The organism is Myxococcus faecalis (assembly GCF_050039385.1).
Taxonomy (GTDB): domain Bacteria; phylum Myxococcota; class Myxococcia; order Myxococcales; family Myxococcaceae; genus Myxococcus; species Myxococcus fulvus.
On sequence record NZ_CP144336.1, the window covers coordinates 9,850,295 to 9,868,213 of the forward strand.

General features: G+C 67.3%; 14 protein-coding genes and 1 tRNA gene. 5 read left to right on the forward strand and 10 right to left on the reverse strand.

The features are described 5' to 3' along the window. Window positions 1-20: 20 nt before the first annotated feature. A complete protein-coding gene (locus VZQ01_RS39325) occupies window positions 21-476 on the reverse strand; it encodes a hypothetical protein (RefSeq protein WP_223747414.1) in 456 nt (151 codons plus the stop codon). A gap of 492 nt (window positions 477-968) precedes the next feature. Here VZQ01_RS39325 and VZQ01_RS39330 point away from each other — a divergent pair. Together VZQ01_RS39330 and VZQ01_RS39335 are read left to right on the forward strand one after the other, a co-directional pair. Then, window positions 969-1,042: transfer RNA gene (locus tag VZQ01_RS39330), tRNA-Arg, on the forward strand. A 547-nt stretch (window positions 1,043-1,589) separates the two neighbouring features. After that, the gene (locus tag VZQ01_RS39335; RefSeq protein WP_426746198.1) at window positions 1,590-3,128 is read left to right on the forward strand and encodes a hypothetical protein; all 1,539 of its coding nucleotides are present in this window, start codon (window positions 1,590-1,592) and stop codon (window positions 3,126-3,128) included. Window positions 3,129-3,359: 231 nt separating this feature from the next. On the opposite strand, the gene VZQ01_RS39340 is transcribed toward VZQ01_RS39335, so the two are convergent. The 9 genes from VZQ01_RS39340 to VZQ01_RS39380 form a co-directional block, all read right to left on the reverse strand. Beyond that, on the reverse strand, window positions 3,360-3,587 hold the full coding sequence (locus VZQ01_RS39340) for a hypothetical protein (protein ID WP_426746199.1): 228 nt from the start codon (window positions 3,585-3,587) through the stop codon (window positions 3,360-3,362). Between the two features lie 2,081 nt (window positions 3,588-5,668). Further along, entirely contained in the window at window positions 5,669-6,103 is a 435-nt protein-coding gene (locus VZQ01_RS39345; protein ID WP_426746200.1) for a hypothetical protein, read from the reverse strand. Between the two features lie 767 nt (window positions 6,104-6,870). Continuing rightward, window positions 6,871-8,085 (reverse strand): methyltransferase, encoded by a 1,215-nt coding sequence (locus tag VZQ01_RS39350; protein WP_426746201.1) that lies wholly within the window; start codon window positions 8,083-8,085, stop codon window positions 6,871-6,873. Window positions 8,086-8,124: 39 nt separating this feature from the next. Then, complete coding sequence (locus VZQ01_RS39355; protein ID WP_426746202.1) at window positions 8,125-9,603, reverse strand: FAD-dependent monooxygenase; 1,479 nt, start codon at window positions 9,601-9,603, stop codon at window positions 8,125-8,127. A 191-nt stretch (window positions 9,604-9,794) separates the two neighbouring features. After that, the gene (locus VZQ01_RS39360; protein WP_426746204.1) at window positions 9,795-10,520 is read right to left on the reverse strand and encodes a hypothetical protein; all 726 of its coding nucleotides are present in this window, start codon (window positions 10,518-10,520) and stop codon (window positions 9,795-9,797) included. 781 nt (window positions 10,521-11,301) lie between these two features. Beyond that, window positions 11,302-11,853: a DUF1579 domain-containing protein gene (locus tag VZQ01_RS39365; RefSeq protein ID WP_426746205.1), complete on the reverse strand. Its 552-nt coding sequence runs from the start codon at window positions 11,851-11,853 to the stop codon at window positions 11,302-11,304. Between the two features lie 112 nt (window positions 11,854-11,965). Further along, window positions 11,966-12,343: a hypothetical protein gene (locus VZQ01_RS39370; protein WP_267700777.1), complete on the reverse strand. Its 378-nt coding sequence runs from the start codon at window positions 12,341-12,343 to the stop codon at window positions 11,966-11,968. A gap of 314 nt (window positions 12,344-12,657) precedes the next feature. Then, on the reverse strand, window positions 12,658-12,813 hold the full coding sequence (locus VZQ01_RS39375) for an ATP-binding protein (RefSeq protein ID WP_267700779.1): 156 nt from the start codon (window positions 12,811-12,813) through the stop codon (window positions 12,658-12,660). A gap of 135 nt (window positions 12,814-12,948) precedes the next feature. Next, on the reverse strand, window positions 12,949-13,368 hold the full coding sequence (locus tag VZQ01_RS39380) for a hypothetical protein (protein ID WP_223747423.1): 420 nt from the start codon (window positions 13,366-13,368) through the stop codon (window positions 12,949-12,951). Between the two features lie 309 nt (window positions 13,369-13,677). Here VZQ01_RS39380 and VZQ01_RS39385 point away from each other — a divergent pair, with 309 nt between their 5' ends. The 3 genes from VZQ01_RS39385 (at window position 13,678) to VZQ01_RS39395 (ending at window position 17,652) form a co-directional block, all read left to right on the forward strand. Next, entirely contained in the window at window positions 13,678-14,649 is a 972-nt protein-coding gene (locus VZQ01_RS39385; protein WP_223747424.1) for a M91 family zinc metallopeptidase, read from the forward strand. 111 nt (window positions 14,650-14,760) lie between these two features. Next, a complete protein-coding gene (locus VZQ01_RS39390) occupies window positions 14,761-16,287 on the forward strand; it encodes a Kelch repeat-containing protein (RefSeq protein WP_426746206.1) in 1,527 nt (508 codons plus the stop codon). A 93-nt stretch (window positions 16,288-16,380) separates the two neighbouring features. Continuing rightward, entirely contained in the window at window positions 16,381-17,652 is a 1,272-nt protein-coding gene (locus tag VZQ01_RS39395; RefSeq protein ID WP_426746207.1) for a CCA tRNA nucleotidyltransferase, read from the forward strand. The last annotated feature ends 267 nt before the right edge of the window (window positions 17,653-17,919 follow it).

Below are 17,919 nucleotides of genomic sequence, written 5' to 3' on the forward strand. Positions count from 1 at the left end.
AGCGCGGGCCGGAGCGTCGCTCAGCAGTGGCCGAAGTCGAAGGTGAGGTACCAGTTCGTCTCGACGCCGGATTTGTAGCCCACGCCGCAGCGGCAGATGTCGGTGCCGACCGAGTAGGTGTAGTACCCGTCGCTGTAATAGGTCGTCTCGACGTTGAGGAAGTAGGGGCAGATGTACGGGCCGTTGGGGCCGCCAGGGTTGGTGGGGCCGCCGCCCGTTCCAGCGTCCTCATCGGTGCCGGCGTCCTCGCTGCCCGCATCCTCGCTCCCGGCGTCCTCCTCGCCCGCGTCCTCCTCGCCTGCGTCCTCTTCTCCCGCGTCCTCGGACGCTCCGCCATCCGGGTCACCTCCGGCGTCTTCGAGGAGGAAGCGGTCGTCTGCGAAGGGGAGGGCCTCGGGGGCGGCATTGCCTCCGCAGCCCGTCAGGGCGAGCAGGGTGGAGAGCAGTGCCACACGGCAGGACGGTCCTGGTTGCATTCACGACTCCTCGAGGGGCTGCGTGGGTGCGGGGGCATCCGCGTCGCGACGCCCCAACCAGGCCGCGACGAGGTGGCGCAGGAGCAACGCGAGCGTCAGTGGAGCCAGCATGGTGCCTTCCCCCGGGAATCCTGGCGGGTGCTCCAGGGACTGAGCGCTGGTGACGCTCCTGGGTGGAGACCCAGCGTGAGCGAGGCCTCACGGGCAGGTCCATCCCAGGAATGTGGGGGCGCCCGGCCTCTGCGCGGTTCACGCCGGGTCCCGTGGCCCACGGCGTGGACGGGCGATCTGTTGATGGGTGGACGGAGCCCTGGCGGTCGGTGCCGCGAACCCGTACGTAGGGTCCAGCAGGGACGTACCCGGTGTCGAACTGCCGGAATTCGACCGGATTCGGTGCGCTTGGGCAGCCGGGCGAGGGGGGACGTACGTGGTGCTTGAGGTACCCCGGGGCTCTTGCTAGAAAGCGCCGTTGTTTCAGGCGTTTGTTGGCACGACCCCGTAGCTCAGTTGGATAGAGCGGCGGTTTCCTAAACCGCAGGCCACAGGTTCGATTCCTGTCGGGGTCACTCGCCAACTCCCTGGAACCCCAGCGGTTTCCTGGGGCGGCGGAGGATGTCGCCGGTGAAGTGGCTCCCGGCGTGGCGTCCACGTGGCGTTGGGCCTGCGCGGCGGCGAGTTGGAACGCCCAACGCAGGACCACCGGTCCAGGAACCATCGCCTTTCGCGCTGCCTTGGAGCCTCCCGTCCGGATGTCAGCGCAATGCCTGACATCCGGACCGACAGACGGGTAGGGCAGACGCTGCTGCTTGACGAACTGCGCGACCTGGCGCTCGTTCGCCTCGGACACGGGAAGCCCCCGCGCCATCGCATCGAAGACTTTGATTCGGACCCACTCCACGACTCGGACGGAAGCGGGAGTTCAGGAATGCCGCTGCCCTCCGCGACATGCTATCCGAGAACAGCTGCACATCGAAGGTCGATGAAGGATGACATTTCGAGCAGGGCTGGACCTGGACATCAATCACATTCTCGCTCAAGCTCGGAATCCTCCCATCCCAGGAGCATTCAATGAGAGGCATATCTCCGTGGGGCCTAGCGAAGACACTCGCGCTCGTGGCCTTGCTGACGACCTCAAGCGCCCTCGCGCAGAGGACCATCACCTACAACAGCTCAAGCGGACTCTCGACCGGCATCTGCAACGTCTTCAATCTCTCGACGCCTGCGAAAGTCAACGACATCATTCATTACCCGGTCTCTGGAGGGGCCAGATTCAATGGCAGCGCTGTCATCCTCGAAGCCCAGGCAGGAAACACCTCCGCCTCGAACCTGGGAACGGCCTATGCCCTGAAGGTCGGGTTCAAGGCCGGACGCAAGTACACCCTCGCGGTGACTGCGTCGAAGATCTCAGATGATCCTGTGTCCAGCCCCCATCTCATCTTCTCTGTGCGCACGTCGCTCCCTGCGCCCAATGAGACCCAACCCACGAGCTGCGGGCCCGTTGGCGCGGACCGCTGGTCGATGCTGCTGAATGACGTCGTGGGGGCGGCCTACATCAGCTCGGCGACCGCCAGCAACTACCCCCTCACCGAGTGGACCGCCAGCGAGGACCTGGACTACCTCTTCGTCTTGGCGACCCAGGGCTCCAGCACGAAGTCGACGCAGGTCTTGATCAACAAGATCTCCATTACGGAGACGATTCCTCCCGTGTTCTCCCTCACCCCTGCGTCCATCGCCCTGGCGTGCGGGGACACGTCGGCGCGGACCTTCACTGTGAACAACCTCGGAGGAATTCCGAACGTCACGGCGTACGAGTGGGACCTTGGCTCGGCGAGCAATGGCTGGCTCCACCAGGGCGGACCAGCACCGGCCACGCTGACGACCTCCGAACCGTCCCTCACGTTGACTCCCAACTGCGGAGCTGCTCAGTCGGGCATCGCCGTCTCGGTGAAGGCCGGGAGCACCACTCATGGGCCCTATCGGTCCAGCGTGGCGAACTCTGGCTACCCCACGATGGCTATTGCAGGCCCCGACATCCTTTGCGCCGCGACACCCCAGGAGTATCGAGTTACAGGGCTGCCTTGTGGTGCCTCCGTCTTCTGGAACTCAAGCAACCCGACCTTGGCGACGGCGACCACCCACGGCAACAACACTGGAACGCTCGCTCGAGGTCCTCAAATCGGCGATGTCGACCTGACCGCGACCATCTCCGGTGCCTGTGGAACCAGCACCCTCACCAAGAGGGTCCGTTCTGGCCCCTACTCATTGACCCGGCCCTACGGAACCCTCACTTTCGAGACCAATGCAGGCTCCTACAGGACGGTGGAGCTGGTGACCGGGACGGACTTCTACGGTTGGACCTACGGCACGAATGGCTTGCTGCTGCGGGCCTCCGTGACCAGCCCAGGCATCGGTGGGTACTGGCTCCTGGGGGAGCCCACGGGATCGAGCGCCGAGGTCCTGTCGTTTGAAACGACGGATGTAGGCAGGACCGCCATCGTGCGATTCAACCCATTTGCGCCGGGGGACAAGGTCGTCCATATGACGTTCTACACGACCGCCAATGGCTGCAGCAGTGGCGGCGCCAACAGCCACTGGCTCTTCTATCGAGGAAGCAGCGGTCTCGCGCCAACAGGCGCGTCTACCCCCCGGTGACGCGCGGGGCGAAGGCCTTGGGCCACGAGGAAAAGGAGTCTCCCTGGTCCCAGCATGAGATTGCCCAGATATGACATTCACGCTCCATGATCACCGCAGCGATGCTCCCATCCATCCGCGAGACGGCCTCTGCGGTGCTGGGCTGGCCGGCATCGGCGCTCGCTGGACGTTCGGCCAGTAGTGGCGGGCAGCTCGCTATGGCCTCAGAGCGGGCTGCCCTCTCCCATCCGGCTAGTCCACCCCTCCAAGGTCACAATTTGGCACGCAGCGCGCGGGAGAGCCGCAGCACTGCATTCCCGCTGGGCAGGTGACAGTCTTTCCGCAGATGGCGGGCGCGTGATAGCTCTGTTCAATTTCAACGAGTTGCGCTTCCGACGCGTTCTCGGTGTCATCGACGGGCCCACCACACCCGAACATCAATCCAAGCGCCAGCAGACCACCAGTCATGAGCAACTTCATGGATTCCCCTCCGTTGCAGTGGTAATGCAGTGGCGGAATCTAGCACTCAGTGTGAAGGCTGCGAATAGGGGCTCCGGTGGCGATCGACTCGGTAGCCCTTCGGGTCGCTCCCGAACACCGGGGCGTCCGTCGGAGGTGCGGGCGGCTGCGGCGAAGCTCTACCCCGGCGGAACACGCGCATGGGGCGTCTTCGCGGGCACATAGCAGCCGCCCTCGTGAACGTAGCCAACAGAACCGCAGTCTCTGATCCACAACTCCACCTTCTCCCAGCACCCGCCGTTAATGCTAACGGGCCCTCCAGTGCACGGGGGCGTGGCCTGGCCCTGGCGCGCCCCGTGCTCGCCCATGAGCACGTGAACGTGGTTGGAGACCTGTCCGAACTGGGGCCGGGCCTCGCCCTGCCACGCCTCGAGCGCGCGCAGGCGCTGGTCCACCAGCCGGAGTTCCGCGCGGTCCGCGGCCTGCTCGTGCTTCACCTGCCGACGCGACAGGAGTCCGTTGAGGCGTGGCACCAGGAGCTGGCCGACGGCGAGGGCGAAGATGGGGTTTTCAATCGTGGGTTCATGAGGGCCAAGAAGGGGCGGTTGTTACTTCTTGGCCATTGGTCACTCGGACGTCACCGCGACGGCGCCATGCACTGTGGGCGCTGCGAAGCAGTTGGCCGGTCCTCGTTTGGCTGTGCCTCACACAGTGTGCTCAGCTTGTCATGCAACTGCTTGAGCTGGCTCCGCACCACGACAGGAGAGCGGGTGTCTTGGTATGCAGCCTTCAACTCCTCAAGGAGAGGCTCACAGAAGTCGATGCTACAGTCTTCGCATGATGTGGGAATGGGCTCCGGTAACGGCTCATACTCTCCACAGAGGTACGGAGACAGTGACGAGAAGGCAATGATGTCATTGCAAATCGCCAATTGCGTCTCAGAGTCGCAGGAGCCGTCTCTACACGCAGCCACTCGCTCGTCGAGGAGCGCGCAATACGGCTGCTCGGGCTCCGGATCACGACAACCCAGGGTTGACAGCAGCGCTCCAAGCCCAGCAAACCACGATATTCGAATCATCCCGAGAACCCCTGAGAGAGGACTCACCGTCGCAGGACAGAAAGGTGCCAGCCATCAGTCGCGAGGGAGGCCGGCAGTCCACTGCCGAGCAGAACTCTCCTGCACGCCGCGTGTCACGACCGTGCCAATGCCCAGGGGCGATAGGGGCATGGTGTGTGTGGCCGGGAGAACGGGCGGACCCGAACCGTCCACCCCTTCTCGCGGGCATGCACGACGCCGACGTACGTCCCGCGCTCCTCGCCCACGTCCGGGCCAAGCGCCCTCACGCACGGGTGGTCGAGGTGGCGCCCCAGTCGTTCCTTGGATTCAACGCCGGGACGCGCAATGCGAGCGGTGATGCCGCGCAGGCGCAGCCCACGTCAGCTCCTCTTCGATGCGTAGGCCTTGTCACCATGCAGACGACGACGAGGTTGACGACGGCAGCGCCGACGTCCCGGTCATCGGCGCATCAACCCTGATTCCAGCGCCGCCCTTGGATGTCCATCGCTTGTCCGACTGCTCCGGACGGCGTGGCTCCGCCGTCCGGAGTGAGTCGGTAGGCTATGGCGACCAGCGAACGCGCCGAACGCCGCCGTGGTTGCTACACCTGCCCTGAGCCCAATCCAGACAGTTGCCACAGACCTGGTAGGAACTGTCCAGGTCTCCATCACAGCAACGGACTTCGCACGTGCGCCACCCGGGAACGCAGGCTTCCGCGAACTCGAAGCACGCGAGGTCCGCACCTGGCTTCTCGACCACCTCCGCCGACTCCTCGCGGGGGGCCGCCTCGACTCCCTCCTGCTCCTCCGGGAGGGGGCCTCCACACGCGGTCATCAACGTGAGCCCAACCCACAAAACATAACGGCGCAGTCCAACAGCTGTCATTGCGGCCTCCACTTCGTTTGTGTCTGTGTGCAGCCTGAATGACGGACATGTGAAGGGCAAGGTCGTGGGGCGCGGTTCTGACGCTGTCAGGGGTTCGGGTGTGCTGGAGTTGACGGATGGGTGTTTGTGGTTGGAATGGAAAGTTCTGGTTGCTGCTTTGTCAGTCGTGTGCAGGGATGTGTCTATGGGTCTTGGTTGCAATCCCCTGTCCAGGTTGGACGGACACGTCCTCGAAGTACGTCGGCTCCGGGAACACATCCTTCCATCCGTAACGCTCACAGGACATGTGAAAGTAGATGTAGCCCTTCATGTAGTTCTCAAGGAGTGAGCGCATCCGCTCCGCCCCGGGTGGGGCCGCTGCCAGGATGAACCCGCGGGCACCCATTTCCGCCTGAATCGTGGCGACCTCACGGTCGATGCTCGCCAGGTCCACCCGTGGCACATAGCGCAGGTCGGCGGGGGCGCTTGGAGCCGCACCCATCACCTGAAGCAGCTTCCACAGACAGCCCGCATCGAGGACCCGCTCCACGAGGGCTCGGTATCCCTCGTTCTCGATTCCGCTCAGCCCGGGCGCGCTTCGGTCATTCGCATACATGGATGTCGGGTCCTGGCGATGGGGTTCGTTTCGGGCATCCAGCGTCCAAAACTCCACGCTTCGTCCTGGGCACGGGCTTTCGACAAGCGCCCCAGTTCCTGGGGTGTCCGCCATGCGTCAGTGTCATGCCCTCGAGGAGGAGCCGAAGAACGTCTCCGGGGACTCCTCGAATGCCCAGGTGCGTCGCGACGAGTCGCTCCAGGATGGCTCTTGCGATTGGGTATGGTTTGCCCTGGGCCCTCAAATCTCGGAGGATGTCCGTGGCCCGGTGGTCCCTCGCTCGCACACGCTCACGACAGGGGAACCCTCATGAAGAGTTTGAAGCTGCTGTGGGTGGCTTTCGCCGTCATGTTCGCACTGGGGTGTGGCGGAGCCGCGACAGAAGTCGTCGGCGAAGAGGCATTGAGTGAAAGCTCGCAGGAGCTGGCGACGTGCTATGCCAACTGCGCCAACGGGCCCATCAGCTGCTCGGGAACGCCGTGTCAGGCCGTCGACTACTCGGGAGTGACATGCAGTGGGGTCTTCCACGCGTGTCCTCCTACGAATCCTCCGGATCCCACGTGCGCGTATGCGCCGTGCAGTTCGGTCACCAGTCAGCAGTGCTGGGGGGGAGAGAGTGTCCTCTGCTGCAACAGCGCTGGAGGGAAGAGTCAGTGCACGTGTCTGGGCGGATGGTCCTGCGTCGACGTTGATTGGTAGGCCGCCATCGGGGGCTCCTCCAGTCTCCTGGGCTGGGGAGCCCCGTCGTGGTGCTCCTCCTGCTTTCCTCAGGTGTTCCGTGACGCGATGAGCGCGAGGTTTCGCGGCGACACGTCGGGCTCGAAGAGCTGGAGCAGCTCGACCTGGAAGCCCAGTCCCTCTAGGAACATCGCGCGATCGAGCAGGAGCACGACCTCCAACGCCCTCGCGAAGCGGTCCCTCAGCAGATGGCAGAGCAGGAGCTCCCGCGTCTCGGCGCGAACGGAGACCTCGAAGGCATTCAGTTCGGCCTCGGTCATTCCCGAGGAGAGCCCCAGGCGCTCCAGGCGGTCGAGCGCATAGATGGCGAAGGGGCCGTCATAGAGCGCCCGGGGCGCGTCTCCCGCCCTCACGAAGTCTCGCTCGGGAAACCGCCGCTTCGACAGGAGATGGAACGCGAAGCGCCACGCGTACACCTGCTTCATCCGCGCGAACTCCGCCTCGGTCTTCCGCGGCCGTCCCCGCGTCGTCAGTGCCAGGGCATGCGGTGTGAAGGGCAGGGGATGTTCGCGGCCGACTCGGGAGACGGGGTAGTCCCTGGGGACCTCGAGCTTGTCGTAGCAACAGCCGATGTTCAGGACGAAGCCCGCTTCCAGACTCTTGCGGAGCTGCGTGAGCGCGAGCGGCCCGCAGGTGTGCAGACCGATGGACGCGCGGTCTCGACCGGAGAAGAGCGGATCGATCCCCGGTTGGGGAGCGTCCTCGACGGAGGCCTGGATGAAGTGCAGGGTGTCTCCGACCGAGGCTCGGGTCCTCTTCAGCCACTGTCGGCCCTTGTCCTGCAACGCGGCGTCCCTGTCGATGCTGTGGAAGGTCCAGCCGAACGTCCGCGCACAGAGGCGGGCCAGGTGCCCCATGCCGCCGCCGATGTCGACCGCCTGCTGGATGAAGCGCGTTCTGGGGCCCATCAGGGCCAGCACCCGTTCGAGCTCGTGGGTCTTCTTGTCGCTGAGTCCCTGCGTCTCCGTGACCGTCAGCGCGTGACGGCCGTCGTGCCAGGGAATCGCCGTCAGCTCCTGGAGCGCGCCCAGGAGCGCAGCCAGGGAGGGAGGCGGCACTCCCTGGAGCACTCCTTGGTCCAAGCTCCGCTCGCCTGCTCCATCGAGTGACCGGGCATAGGCCCGCCACTCCTCGGGATAGGCGGCGCCGGACTCGGGCCAGCCCTGGAGGATGGAGCGGGACCAGAGCGCGGACCAGGGGCGGAGTTGGTGCGTGAGCGCCTCGAGCCGCGCCTGGAAGTCCATGGGGGCGCATCCTATGCGCCACCCGGGGTCGAGCACGTGTTACGTCGTGCTCGGCGCCCCGAACCAGCGGGCCAGGGCTTCATGCAGTCCCTGGTCCGAGCCCTCGCCGACCCACGCGACGTGGCCGTCCGGACGAATCAGCACCGCGACGGGTGCGGGGACCACGCCGAGCACTGGGAGCACCCACTCGCCCGGGTCGCGAGCCGAGACCCGTTGAACCCGGTCCGCCCAGGGCGCGATGTCGAGGGCCCCTGGTTCGCCCAGGTCGAGCAGCACCGGTCGTGCCTCGTGCAGCAGTTGGAACACGCGGCGTGGGCCGTCGGCGGTCACCAGGTCGAGGTCCGGCACGCGCCGCCCGAGCAACGGGTGTCCAGCGCCCAGGTCATACTGGACGTCCAGCCCCGACATCATCGCCGCGTACTGCTTGCGAGGCTCGTCCATCCGCAACAGCTCCGACAGCGTCTCGCGCACGGCATCCATCCGCGCGTCGCCGCGACTGAGCGCGGTCTGCGCCATGGTCTTGCGTAACGCGCGGGCCGCGACGGGGTGTCGCTCGGCCTGGTACGTGTCGAGCAGGCTCTCCGGCGAAACGCCTCGCACGACCTGCGCCAGCTTCCACCCCAGGTTCACGGCATCCTGCACTCCGAGGTTGAGCCCCTGTCCGCCCATCGGCGAGTGCACGTGGGCCGCGTCTCCAGCCAGCAGCACCCGACGGTCCCGGTAGGACGCCGCCTGCCGCGTCATGTCGGTGAACCTGGAGAGGTACGTGGCGCTTCGCAAGCCGAAGTCCGACCCGTAGAGCCTGACGAGGCCCTCGCGCAGCGTCTCGAGTGTCGGCGCCTCGCCCGTGTTGACCAGTTCCTCTCGCAGCACGACGCCGACGCTTCCGTCCGCCTGCTTGCCCATGGCGAACGTGCCCTTCTCGTCCCGGCGGATGCCGAACGCGGGGGCTCCCGTCATCTCGACCTCGGCGATGAGGTAGCTGATCGACGCGTCCCAGCCCGGGAACTCGATGCCGGCTGCCTTGCGGACCAGGCTCCGGCCCCCATCGCATCCGACGAGGTACTTCGCCCGCAGCGCGCGGCCGTCGGACAGCGCCACGTCGACGCCCGTGTCGTCCTGCGCGAAGCCCGTCACCTCGCATCCTCGGTAGATGGGCACCGCGAGCTCCTCGACCCACTGCGCCAGGATGCGCTCGAAGCGCTCCTGCAGGAGCGCGAGCCCGTGGTTGTGACGCGTCGGGAAGTCACTGAGGTCCAGCGGCGTCTGTCCGAACGCCACGTTCTGGACCGGCTGCCCTTGTGAGACGAAGCGCTCGACGACTCCGCGCTGATCGAGCACCTCCAGGCTGCGCGCGTGCAGGCCTCGCGAGCGCGAGCCGGCGACATCCTGACTGGCACGACGCTCGACGATGGCCACGTCCACCTTCGCCAACGCCAGCTCCGCCGCCAGCATCAGCCCGGTCGGGCCTCCTCCCGCAATCACCACGGCGTGTTGCGTTATCATGTCCCTGTGCATGGCTCGGTCCTCCCGCTCCTGGGTCGAAACGGGCGAGGGTGGACCATGACCGGGGGGGCTTGCGGCAATACCCGGGGTCTGGCATTTGCTGATGGTGGAAGGAAGGCGGGCCCGCGCCGTGGCGGTCGGCCAGGGCGAGCGCCGCGAAGAAGCGCCACGCAGCGGCCAGGTGATTTCCTGCCCGGAGCCCTCTATGTGACGGTGGGGAGTCCGCCCTCTGCTGCTGGGAGCGGCGGGCCGTACCATTGCCTCCCAGCGACCCGTCCAATCACATAGAGGCAGATGTTGAAGGGCAGCAGATACGTGAAGAAGAAGGGCATCGTGAGGAACTCGGAGCCCGAGACCTCATATTCGATGGATGCGATCTCTTTCTCCTCGCCTTGGGTGAACAGCACCTCCCGATAGGCAAAGAGGTCATTGCTGAGTTCTCCCGACGTGCAGGTGATCAATCGCATCTGCCCCGAGTCGCCTTGCACGGTGATCGCCTTACCTCGTCGTGACGAGGCCCAGTTCCCGCAGACGCTCTCAATCTGCGGACGAAGTTCTTCCACCGACTCCGTCCGAGAGAGGTCTCCCGGTAACGTGATCACCGCCGCCATCAGCCGGTCATGCATGCACCTGGACGTGAAGTCGAAGAGCGGGCATCCGATGAACTCGCTCGGCACGATGGGCTGAGTCGGACGCAGCTCCACATCCCCGTTCGGGTCGCTCCTGAAGGACGTCAGTGCTTCGAGTCGGCGCGAGGCGGCCAGCACGCCCGCTCCACTTGGCGGCGTGATGAAGTAACCCCAGAGGCTGTAGCAGAAGACCGAGGCCTCGAGATCGCTGATGAACACCAGCGCGAGGACGACGAAGGCCTTGTTCAGCATGGCGTCGAATCCCTCCAGGGATTCCGGGTGACGCGCCGGCAGCGCCACACAGAAGAATCCCTCGCCATCCTACCTGGAAGACTCGTGCACCGCCGCCCCTCCCGTGTCCGGCATGGGACGGGAGGGGCGTGATTCCAGCCATCCTCGAGCGGAATGGAGGACGGCCGTCAATGCGCCGCGACTAAGTAGATCGCCAAATGTTCCTGAGCGAATCCGAGGCGGAGCGGGAACGGGCAAGGTCCCTGCATTTGTCTCGGAACTTGTGGCGACCTACTTAGAACGCGCAGGCCCACCGGTAGGGAGGCCGCGTCGCGCCGGCTCGGAAGCACACGCAGGAGCTCTCCCACGAGCCGGACGTCTCCACGATACAGCAGGGCGTCTCGGCGTTGAGGGAGTTGCAAAGCTGGCCCTGAAGCGTCGTGCAGAGCGGCAGGGAAGGGTCGCACTCCTGCGGCTCCGGCGGAGGGCACGGGATGTCAACGCCGTCGCACGTCACGCCCACGTAGTGGGTCGCGGAGCACGTCGTCGACGCGGCCGGACAGCTGACCGTGCCCTGCTCGCAGGTCGCGGTACATCCAGTCAGCTCCTGGGCAGAGCCGGTCGCGTCCTCGACGGCGAGTTCGTCCGACGGAGTTCCGCAACCGAATGCGAGCACGGCGACGCATCCCAGCAACAACAGCTTCAAGCGGTTCATGGAGAATCCCCTGATGTGAAGATGTGCGAGCGAAGGACGACCGGGCCGCGCGCATCGTCGGGAATTCAAGTGCGGGGAGCAACCTGGGTCGATTCCAGACACCTGAGTCGTCCCGGCCCCGCATCCCGTGACTCGTCACTTCTCGCAGGTCAGGTCGTAGCCGGTGTTCCAGCTCATGCCATCCATCGAATACTGGCCGCGCAGGGTCAGCATCCCAGGCGAGACGAGGTGCTCGGTGTCCTGGATCTTCATCCTGCCCATGGGGCCGGTCGACTCGCCGACCCAGGTGACGCCGTCCGTGGACGAAGACGTGGCATCGCCTCCCATGTTGTCGAGGATGACATTCCTCCAAGTGCGAGCCGTTGAATCGAACGTCCGGTACGACGTGAACTTGTAGGGGTACTCACCGGACACCGCCACGAAGTCGGTGCGCAGCCAGGCCTTGTCGAGCTCGAGCCGGGCCTCGAATCGGACTTTGCTCGGGCTCGCACCGCCGGGTCCGTGGATGGAGCCGTTGCAGGTCCAGGTCCCGATCAGCTCCCTGGCGGCGTCAGACACTGCTGACGCCGCAGGGGCCGCGGATTCGGCCATCGAGGGTTGCACGGAGGCGGTGTTCGAGGACGTGCCTCGACAGCCCATCAGGCAGACAACGGTGACGAACACGGTGAGGGTCGGACGCGCGAGCAAGAGATCCTCCGGGAAGGCTGCTGTGAATGCACAGGGCATCTAAAGCAGCCTCGCTCCATGAGGACAGGGCGCCGTTTACGCGAGGATCGGCGGATCCGAGGGTGGGTTCGGATTAGAGGCCGTTGATGTACAGGCGGCCTGCTCCGCAATCGCCGCTGTAGCCGTCGACGATGATGAAGAGTTTGCGGCCCTTGGGTTGGTCCCGGAGCACGACTCGAGACCGATAGTTGCCATCCGCCCAATCGTCATTGCAGGCATAGACAACGCCCGTGTCCGCGGCCCTGCGGACCTCCAAGATCGTGTCGTACGACGACCCGTAGGTGGTGATGGAGTAGTCCCCGGTGACAGGAACCGTCCACGTGTACGACATGTCCCGCGCCGCGCCCGTGCCGCAGGTCGTGCGCCACTCGTTGTTGGCGGCGCAGCTATCGAATGAGGCGATGTGGCCCAGCGCACTGCCCAGATGCCCCCCGAACGTCGCCTGCGACACGCTGCCGTCCTCTCCTGGCTCTTCGACTTCGGGCGAAACGTCCTCCGACCGAGAAGGAGCGCCGACGTCGCCTTCGTAATTGGGGCCGCAGGCGCTCAACAGCAGGGCACAGCTCAACGACGAAAAGACTGCTCTGAGTGGGATGGGCATGTCTGGACCGGCGGGGGTGAGCGCCCAATGCTTGTCATGACAGGCTGGGCGGTCAGGCACCAGGGAGTGTGCCTGGCTGCTCTATCCTTGGGTCCACGGCTGGAGCCGGCCACTGTCTCTGTCGGGCAGGTCTCCGTCCGCTGATGGACGCTGGTGGCAATCACTCACCGAGCGAGCGTCGGCGCCTGCTGGAACGGCCGCGCGTCCTTGGGAATGTCGATGGTGAAACGGGTGCCACGCTCGGGAAGGCTGTCCACGGTGATGGTGATGGGCCGCTCCGAAGAGCCGTACTTCACCGCGTTGCTGGTCAGGTTCTCCACCGCCCGCCGCAACGGCTCGGGCGCGGAGTACCTCCGGACCTGTGAACGCCTGGCTTCAAAGCCGGGCGCCAGGCCGAGTCCCAGGCAGGCCCGACGAGCTCCTGTCCGCAGGGCTCGCCGACGGAGCGTCTCGGCTCACCGCTGTAGTCCTGGCAGCAGCGGCCCGGCGCCGAACTCCGGCGTCGCCGCGAGCCTGCGCAACGCCAACGTCAACAACCCCAGCACCTCCAGGCGCGTCAGCCCTTCCTCATCGCTCCACACCGTGAGGCTCAACGGCGGCGCCATGTTCCGCCGCGCGCTCTCACACGCCTCATCCCAGAGCCGGTGCTCGACGACCTGGGCCGCCGATGGCTCCGCCGGGAAGGGCCGCCGCAGCTCCTCGCGACTCGACTCCTTGCGCGTCTCGGCCAGAAGCTTGTCGAGGTACGCGTGGGCCTCCGGGGACATACGCACCTGTCGCTCGACCAGGTGCCGCGCGGCCTTCAAGTCCGGGTCCCCCGAGGCAATCCGGGTCCGGAGCTCCTTCAAGGCCTGCGTGAGCGTGTGGCGAAGCATCCGTGAGCCTCCCGCGACTGGTGGGGACCCGCTCCAACACCAACACCCTGGCCATGCGCACGCCGCACGGCCACCGCCCAGCGTGCCACGTCCGAGCCCCGCGCCTCCAATCCCGGCCCCGCCCCTGATGACGACCGTCATCACCCCCTTGCCCCCAGACATCACCGCCCCCTCCCGAAATCGTCCCCTCAAAACCGCAACCCACTGGAATCACGAGCCCCAGGTGACGGAGTCGGAGTGGGGAAGGGTCGGCACGGCGAATGCTCCAGGGCTTCCACGTCACCGACTCCCACTCCGAGGCGATCCCCCATGAAGCTCCGCTCCCGCCCGTCGTTCTCCACGCCGGCCCCCAAGACGGACACGACGTCGCGCCCCCGCTCCAACAGCACCCCGGCGAAGCCCGAAACGACGTCGCTGCCCAAGGCCCGTCCGTCCGCCACGGAGCTCCAGGATGGGAAGAACCACCTCAAGCCCACCGACTACGGCGTCACGCACCCGGACCTCCCGGGCATCCGGACCCGCCGCGATGGCGGCCAGAGCGGCGCCCAGTTCGCGGACTTCACCCGCGACACGCGCGAGTCCACCCACACGTTGATGAACCGGCCCACCGGCAATCGCATGTTGACGGAGCTGGACGGCCGCACCCAGGCGCTCAACCCCGGCCAGACGGGCACCGTGCGCAACCCCATCACCTCCACGGACATCTACTCGGGCCGCAACGCCGACATGCCCATGTCGCACCTGCCGCGGCACCAGGGCACCTACGAGTCCATCCGCCCGGCCTACCGTCACGATGGCCAGCCCAGCGCGGGCCTGCCCAGCCGCATCAACTACGATGAGACGGCCCCCGGCAACATGCGCTTCAACAGCCTGGGCCACGAGTCGGTCCACGCGTGGCGCGCCTCCAACGGCCTCCAGGTGGGCTCCATCGAGTCGAGCAAGCACGCCAACGCCGACGTCTTCAAGCGCTACCCCGACTTCGCCGACAACATGAAGGCGAACCTCAACCGTCGCACGATGCTGACCGAGGAGTTCGAGACGGTGGGCCTGAAGCCCACGCCGCACACGCCCGCGGGCTGGGCGCCCACGGAGAACAAGATCCGCGCCGAGCACGGCCTGCCCAGCCGCAATGACTACTCGGGCCGCGCGCCGAACCTGCCCAACCCGACGAACGAGGCCATCCAGCGCTACGACGAGGGCTCCGACAACCGGAGCGTCTTCCAGAAGATGATCGGCACCCCGACCCCCATCGGGAAGATCCTCGGTGACATCGAGGGCTGAGCCCCCCGACGCCCGGCTCCCACAAGGGGCCGGGTAGGGGAATGCGAGGAGGCAACTGCCGGACTTCCGGGCCCGCTCCGTATACGTCACGGACTGTTCTCCGGAGGCGTCGTGAGCCAGCAGGCTGGGATGAAGAGGGGCGCCGCGCTCCTGGGAGTGTTCTTCGTGATGGCGTGCGGCTCGCCCGCGCCGAAGAGCGCCGAGCCCGCCGCGCTGGTGTCCCAACAGACGCGGGTCCTGACGGCCTCGCCCACGTACAACCGGACGGGCTTCACGCAGACGACGCTCGCGGATGGGCGGGTGCTCGTCGCCGGAGGCACCGCGCAGGGCGCTCCCGCCGACTTCCGCGCCACCGAGCTCTACACGCCGGGCGCCTCGACGCCGTGGAGCGCCACCGGGGACATGGTGGTGGCGCGGTACGAGCATGCCGCCACCCGGCTCCAGGACGGGCGCGTGCTCGTGTCCGGAGGCATCACCCCCCTGGGAAATGGCCGCGACGCGGAGCTGTATGACCCGGCCACGGGGACGTGGACCGCCACCGGCTCGCTCATCGCGGCGCGGGCCCGACACACCCAGACGCTGCTCCAGAACGGCAAGGTGCTGGTGGTGGGCGGCGACGGCACCGCCACCACGCAGGGCCTTGGCTCCGCGGAGCTGTATGACCCCGCCACCGGTACGTGGACCCTCGCCGCCTCGCCTTCGAGGGGCGGGTACTCCGGCCACACCGCGACGCTGCTGCGCAATGGCGACGTGCTGCTCCTGGGAAACCGCAACCAGCACGAGCGCTATCGGCCGAGCACCAACACGTGGATCGCCACGGCGAACAGCGGCGCGGTGCTCGCGGCGGGACACTCGGCGACGTTGCTGACGACCACGGTCAATGGCGAGGTGCTCGTCGTGGGACCGCAGTGGCAGAGCGATGTGCCCAGCCAGATGGCCTCCCGCTACGACCCTGTCGCGAACACCTGGACGACCGCCATCTGGGCGCCGTTCCCTCGCGTCGGACACGGCGCGGTGGAGCTGAGCAACGGCTCGGTGCTGGTGGTCGGCGGATATCACCCGACGACGGGCGCGCCGGCGCAGTGGGTCTCGCGCTACGACATCGGCACGGGCGGCTGGACCGCGTTGACGGCGCTCGCGCTGGCGCGGCGGGACTTCGGCATGTCGCTCGTTGGAAACGCGCCGGACCAGGTGCTGCTCAACGGCGGGTGGAACGTCGACTCGAATGGCGTGTGGTCCCGCCAGCCCAGCGAGCTGTACTCGACGGGCTGCGTGCCGAAGACGTCGTGCCTGGCGAACAACTGGCAGTGCGGCAGCCCCTCGGATGGCTGCGGCGGCAAGCTGGAGTGTGGCTCCTGCGGGGTCGGCTACGAGTGCAACCCGCTGAACTACTGCGAGTCGAGCTGTGTGCCGGACCCCCTCCTCACCACCTGCCAGAACCGCTGCGGCTGCGTCGCCAACAACTGTGGGACGTCGGTGAACTGCGGCCCGTGCCCGGACGGTGGCGCGTGCCCGACGGGGCAGCAGCTGTGCTGTGACGGGGTGTGCCGCTCCAAGAACGAGTGTTTCATCATCGCCTGCGCCAACTCCGCGCAGCCCCACGAGTCCGTCGGACTGTCCTGCGCGCCGGAGTCCTGAACACGACGGCGCATCCTGGGCCTGGATCCAGAGCGGGGGGCGCAAGTACAACCCAGGTGTCAGGCGGGCACGACGCCCGCCGACCTGGGACGCATGCTCGCCAATCTCCATAACGCCGACATTCCCCGCCCCGTGCTCGACGTCATCGCGCGGCTGCGGGAGCTCAACCACGCCGTGTACCTGGTGGGCGGCTGCGTGCGGGACATGGTGCGCAAGGTCCCCCCGAAGGACTTCGACGTGGCCACCAGCGCGCTGCCGGAGGAGGTCCAGCGTGCCTTCCGCAAGGTCATCCCCACCGGCATCCAGCACGGCACCGTCACCGTCGTCCAGGGCGGCACCCATGTGGAGGTGACGACGTTCCGCTCGGAGGGGGACTACCTGGACGGGCGCCGGCCCAGCTCCGTCGCCTTCGAGCGCGACATCGTCAAGGACCTGTCCCGCCGCGACTTCACCATCAACGCGATGGCCTACAACCCGTTGGACCGCGACCTGGTGGACCCGTTCGGCGGCCAGACGGACCTGCAGGCCCAGCTCATCAAGTGCGTGGGCTCCGCGTTCGAGCGCTTCTCCGAGGATGGCCTGCGCCCCATGCGCGCGGTCCGCTTCGCCGCGGTGCTCGGCTTCTCGCTGGACTCGGCCACGCGCGACGCCATCCCCGCCACGCTCGGCGTCTTCCGCAAGGTCGCGCTGGAGCGCGTGCGCGAGGAGCTGGTCAAGCTCCTGCTGTCCCCGCGCGCCGAGGGCGGGCTCGTGTTGCTGGTGGAGACGGGGCTGTTGGACGTGTTCCTCCCCGAGGTGGCCCGCGCCGCGCCCGAAGAGGCCCGGCTCGCGCGCGCCGCCGTGCAGGCCGCGCCGGCGGAGGTGGAGGTCCGGATGGCCGCGCTCCTCGCGGACCTGGTGGACCGGAGCCAGGCCCGGGACATCGGCCTGCGCCTGAAGTTCCCCAACAAGGTCGCGGACCTGGTGGCGCTGCTCGTGGAGACCGCGAAGCTCGAGGAGCGCTTCGCGGACCCGGACCCCGCGCTGCGCCGGCTCCTGGCCCGGGTGGGGCTCGCGCAGCTGCCCGCGCTGCTCACCGTGGCCCGGGCCCGCGTCCAGGCTCGGGCGCCCGAGCGTTCGGCGGAGCTGGAGCGGCTGTGCGCCCGGCTGGAGGCGCTCGCCGCCGCGAAGCCGCCCCTGGTGGCCAAGGACCTGGCGCTCACCGGCGGCGACATCATGTCCACGCTCGGGGTCGGCCCGTCGCCCATCGTCGGAGAGGCCACCCGCTTCCTCATGGACTCCGTGCTGGATGACCCCGCGCTGAACACCCGCGAGGCCCTGGCGCAGCGGCTCAAGGACTGGCACGCGGCCCGCCCGAAGGCTTGAGGCGGGGACTGCTCGCGCGGCGGTGCGCGGGCTGCCACCTGGCTCGGTCGAAGGCCCGAGGTGAGCCCCTCGCGCGGCGGCGCATGGCTTGTCAGAGGGGCCCCGAGGTTGGCGGCCCGGCGTCCGAGCTGACACGCGGCTTGCCAGAGCCGCCAGGGGCGGCTCGCTTCCCCTGTCGGGCGTGGGCCCACCGGGGCGCACGAGGGCGCGCCTGCTCTCGTGTCGGCCGGGGCTGCCCTGTCCAAGGGGGGCTCCCGGTCGGGTTCC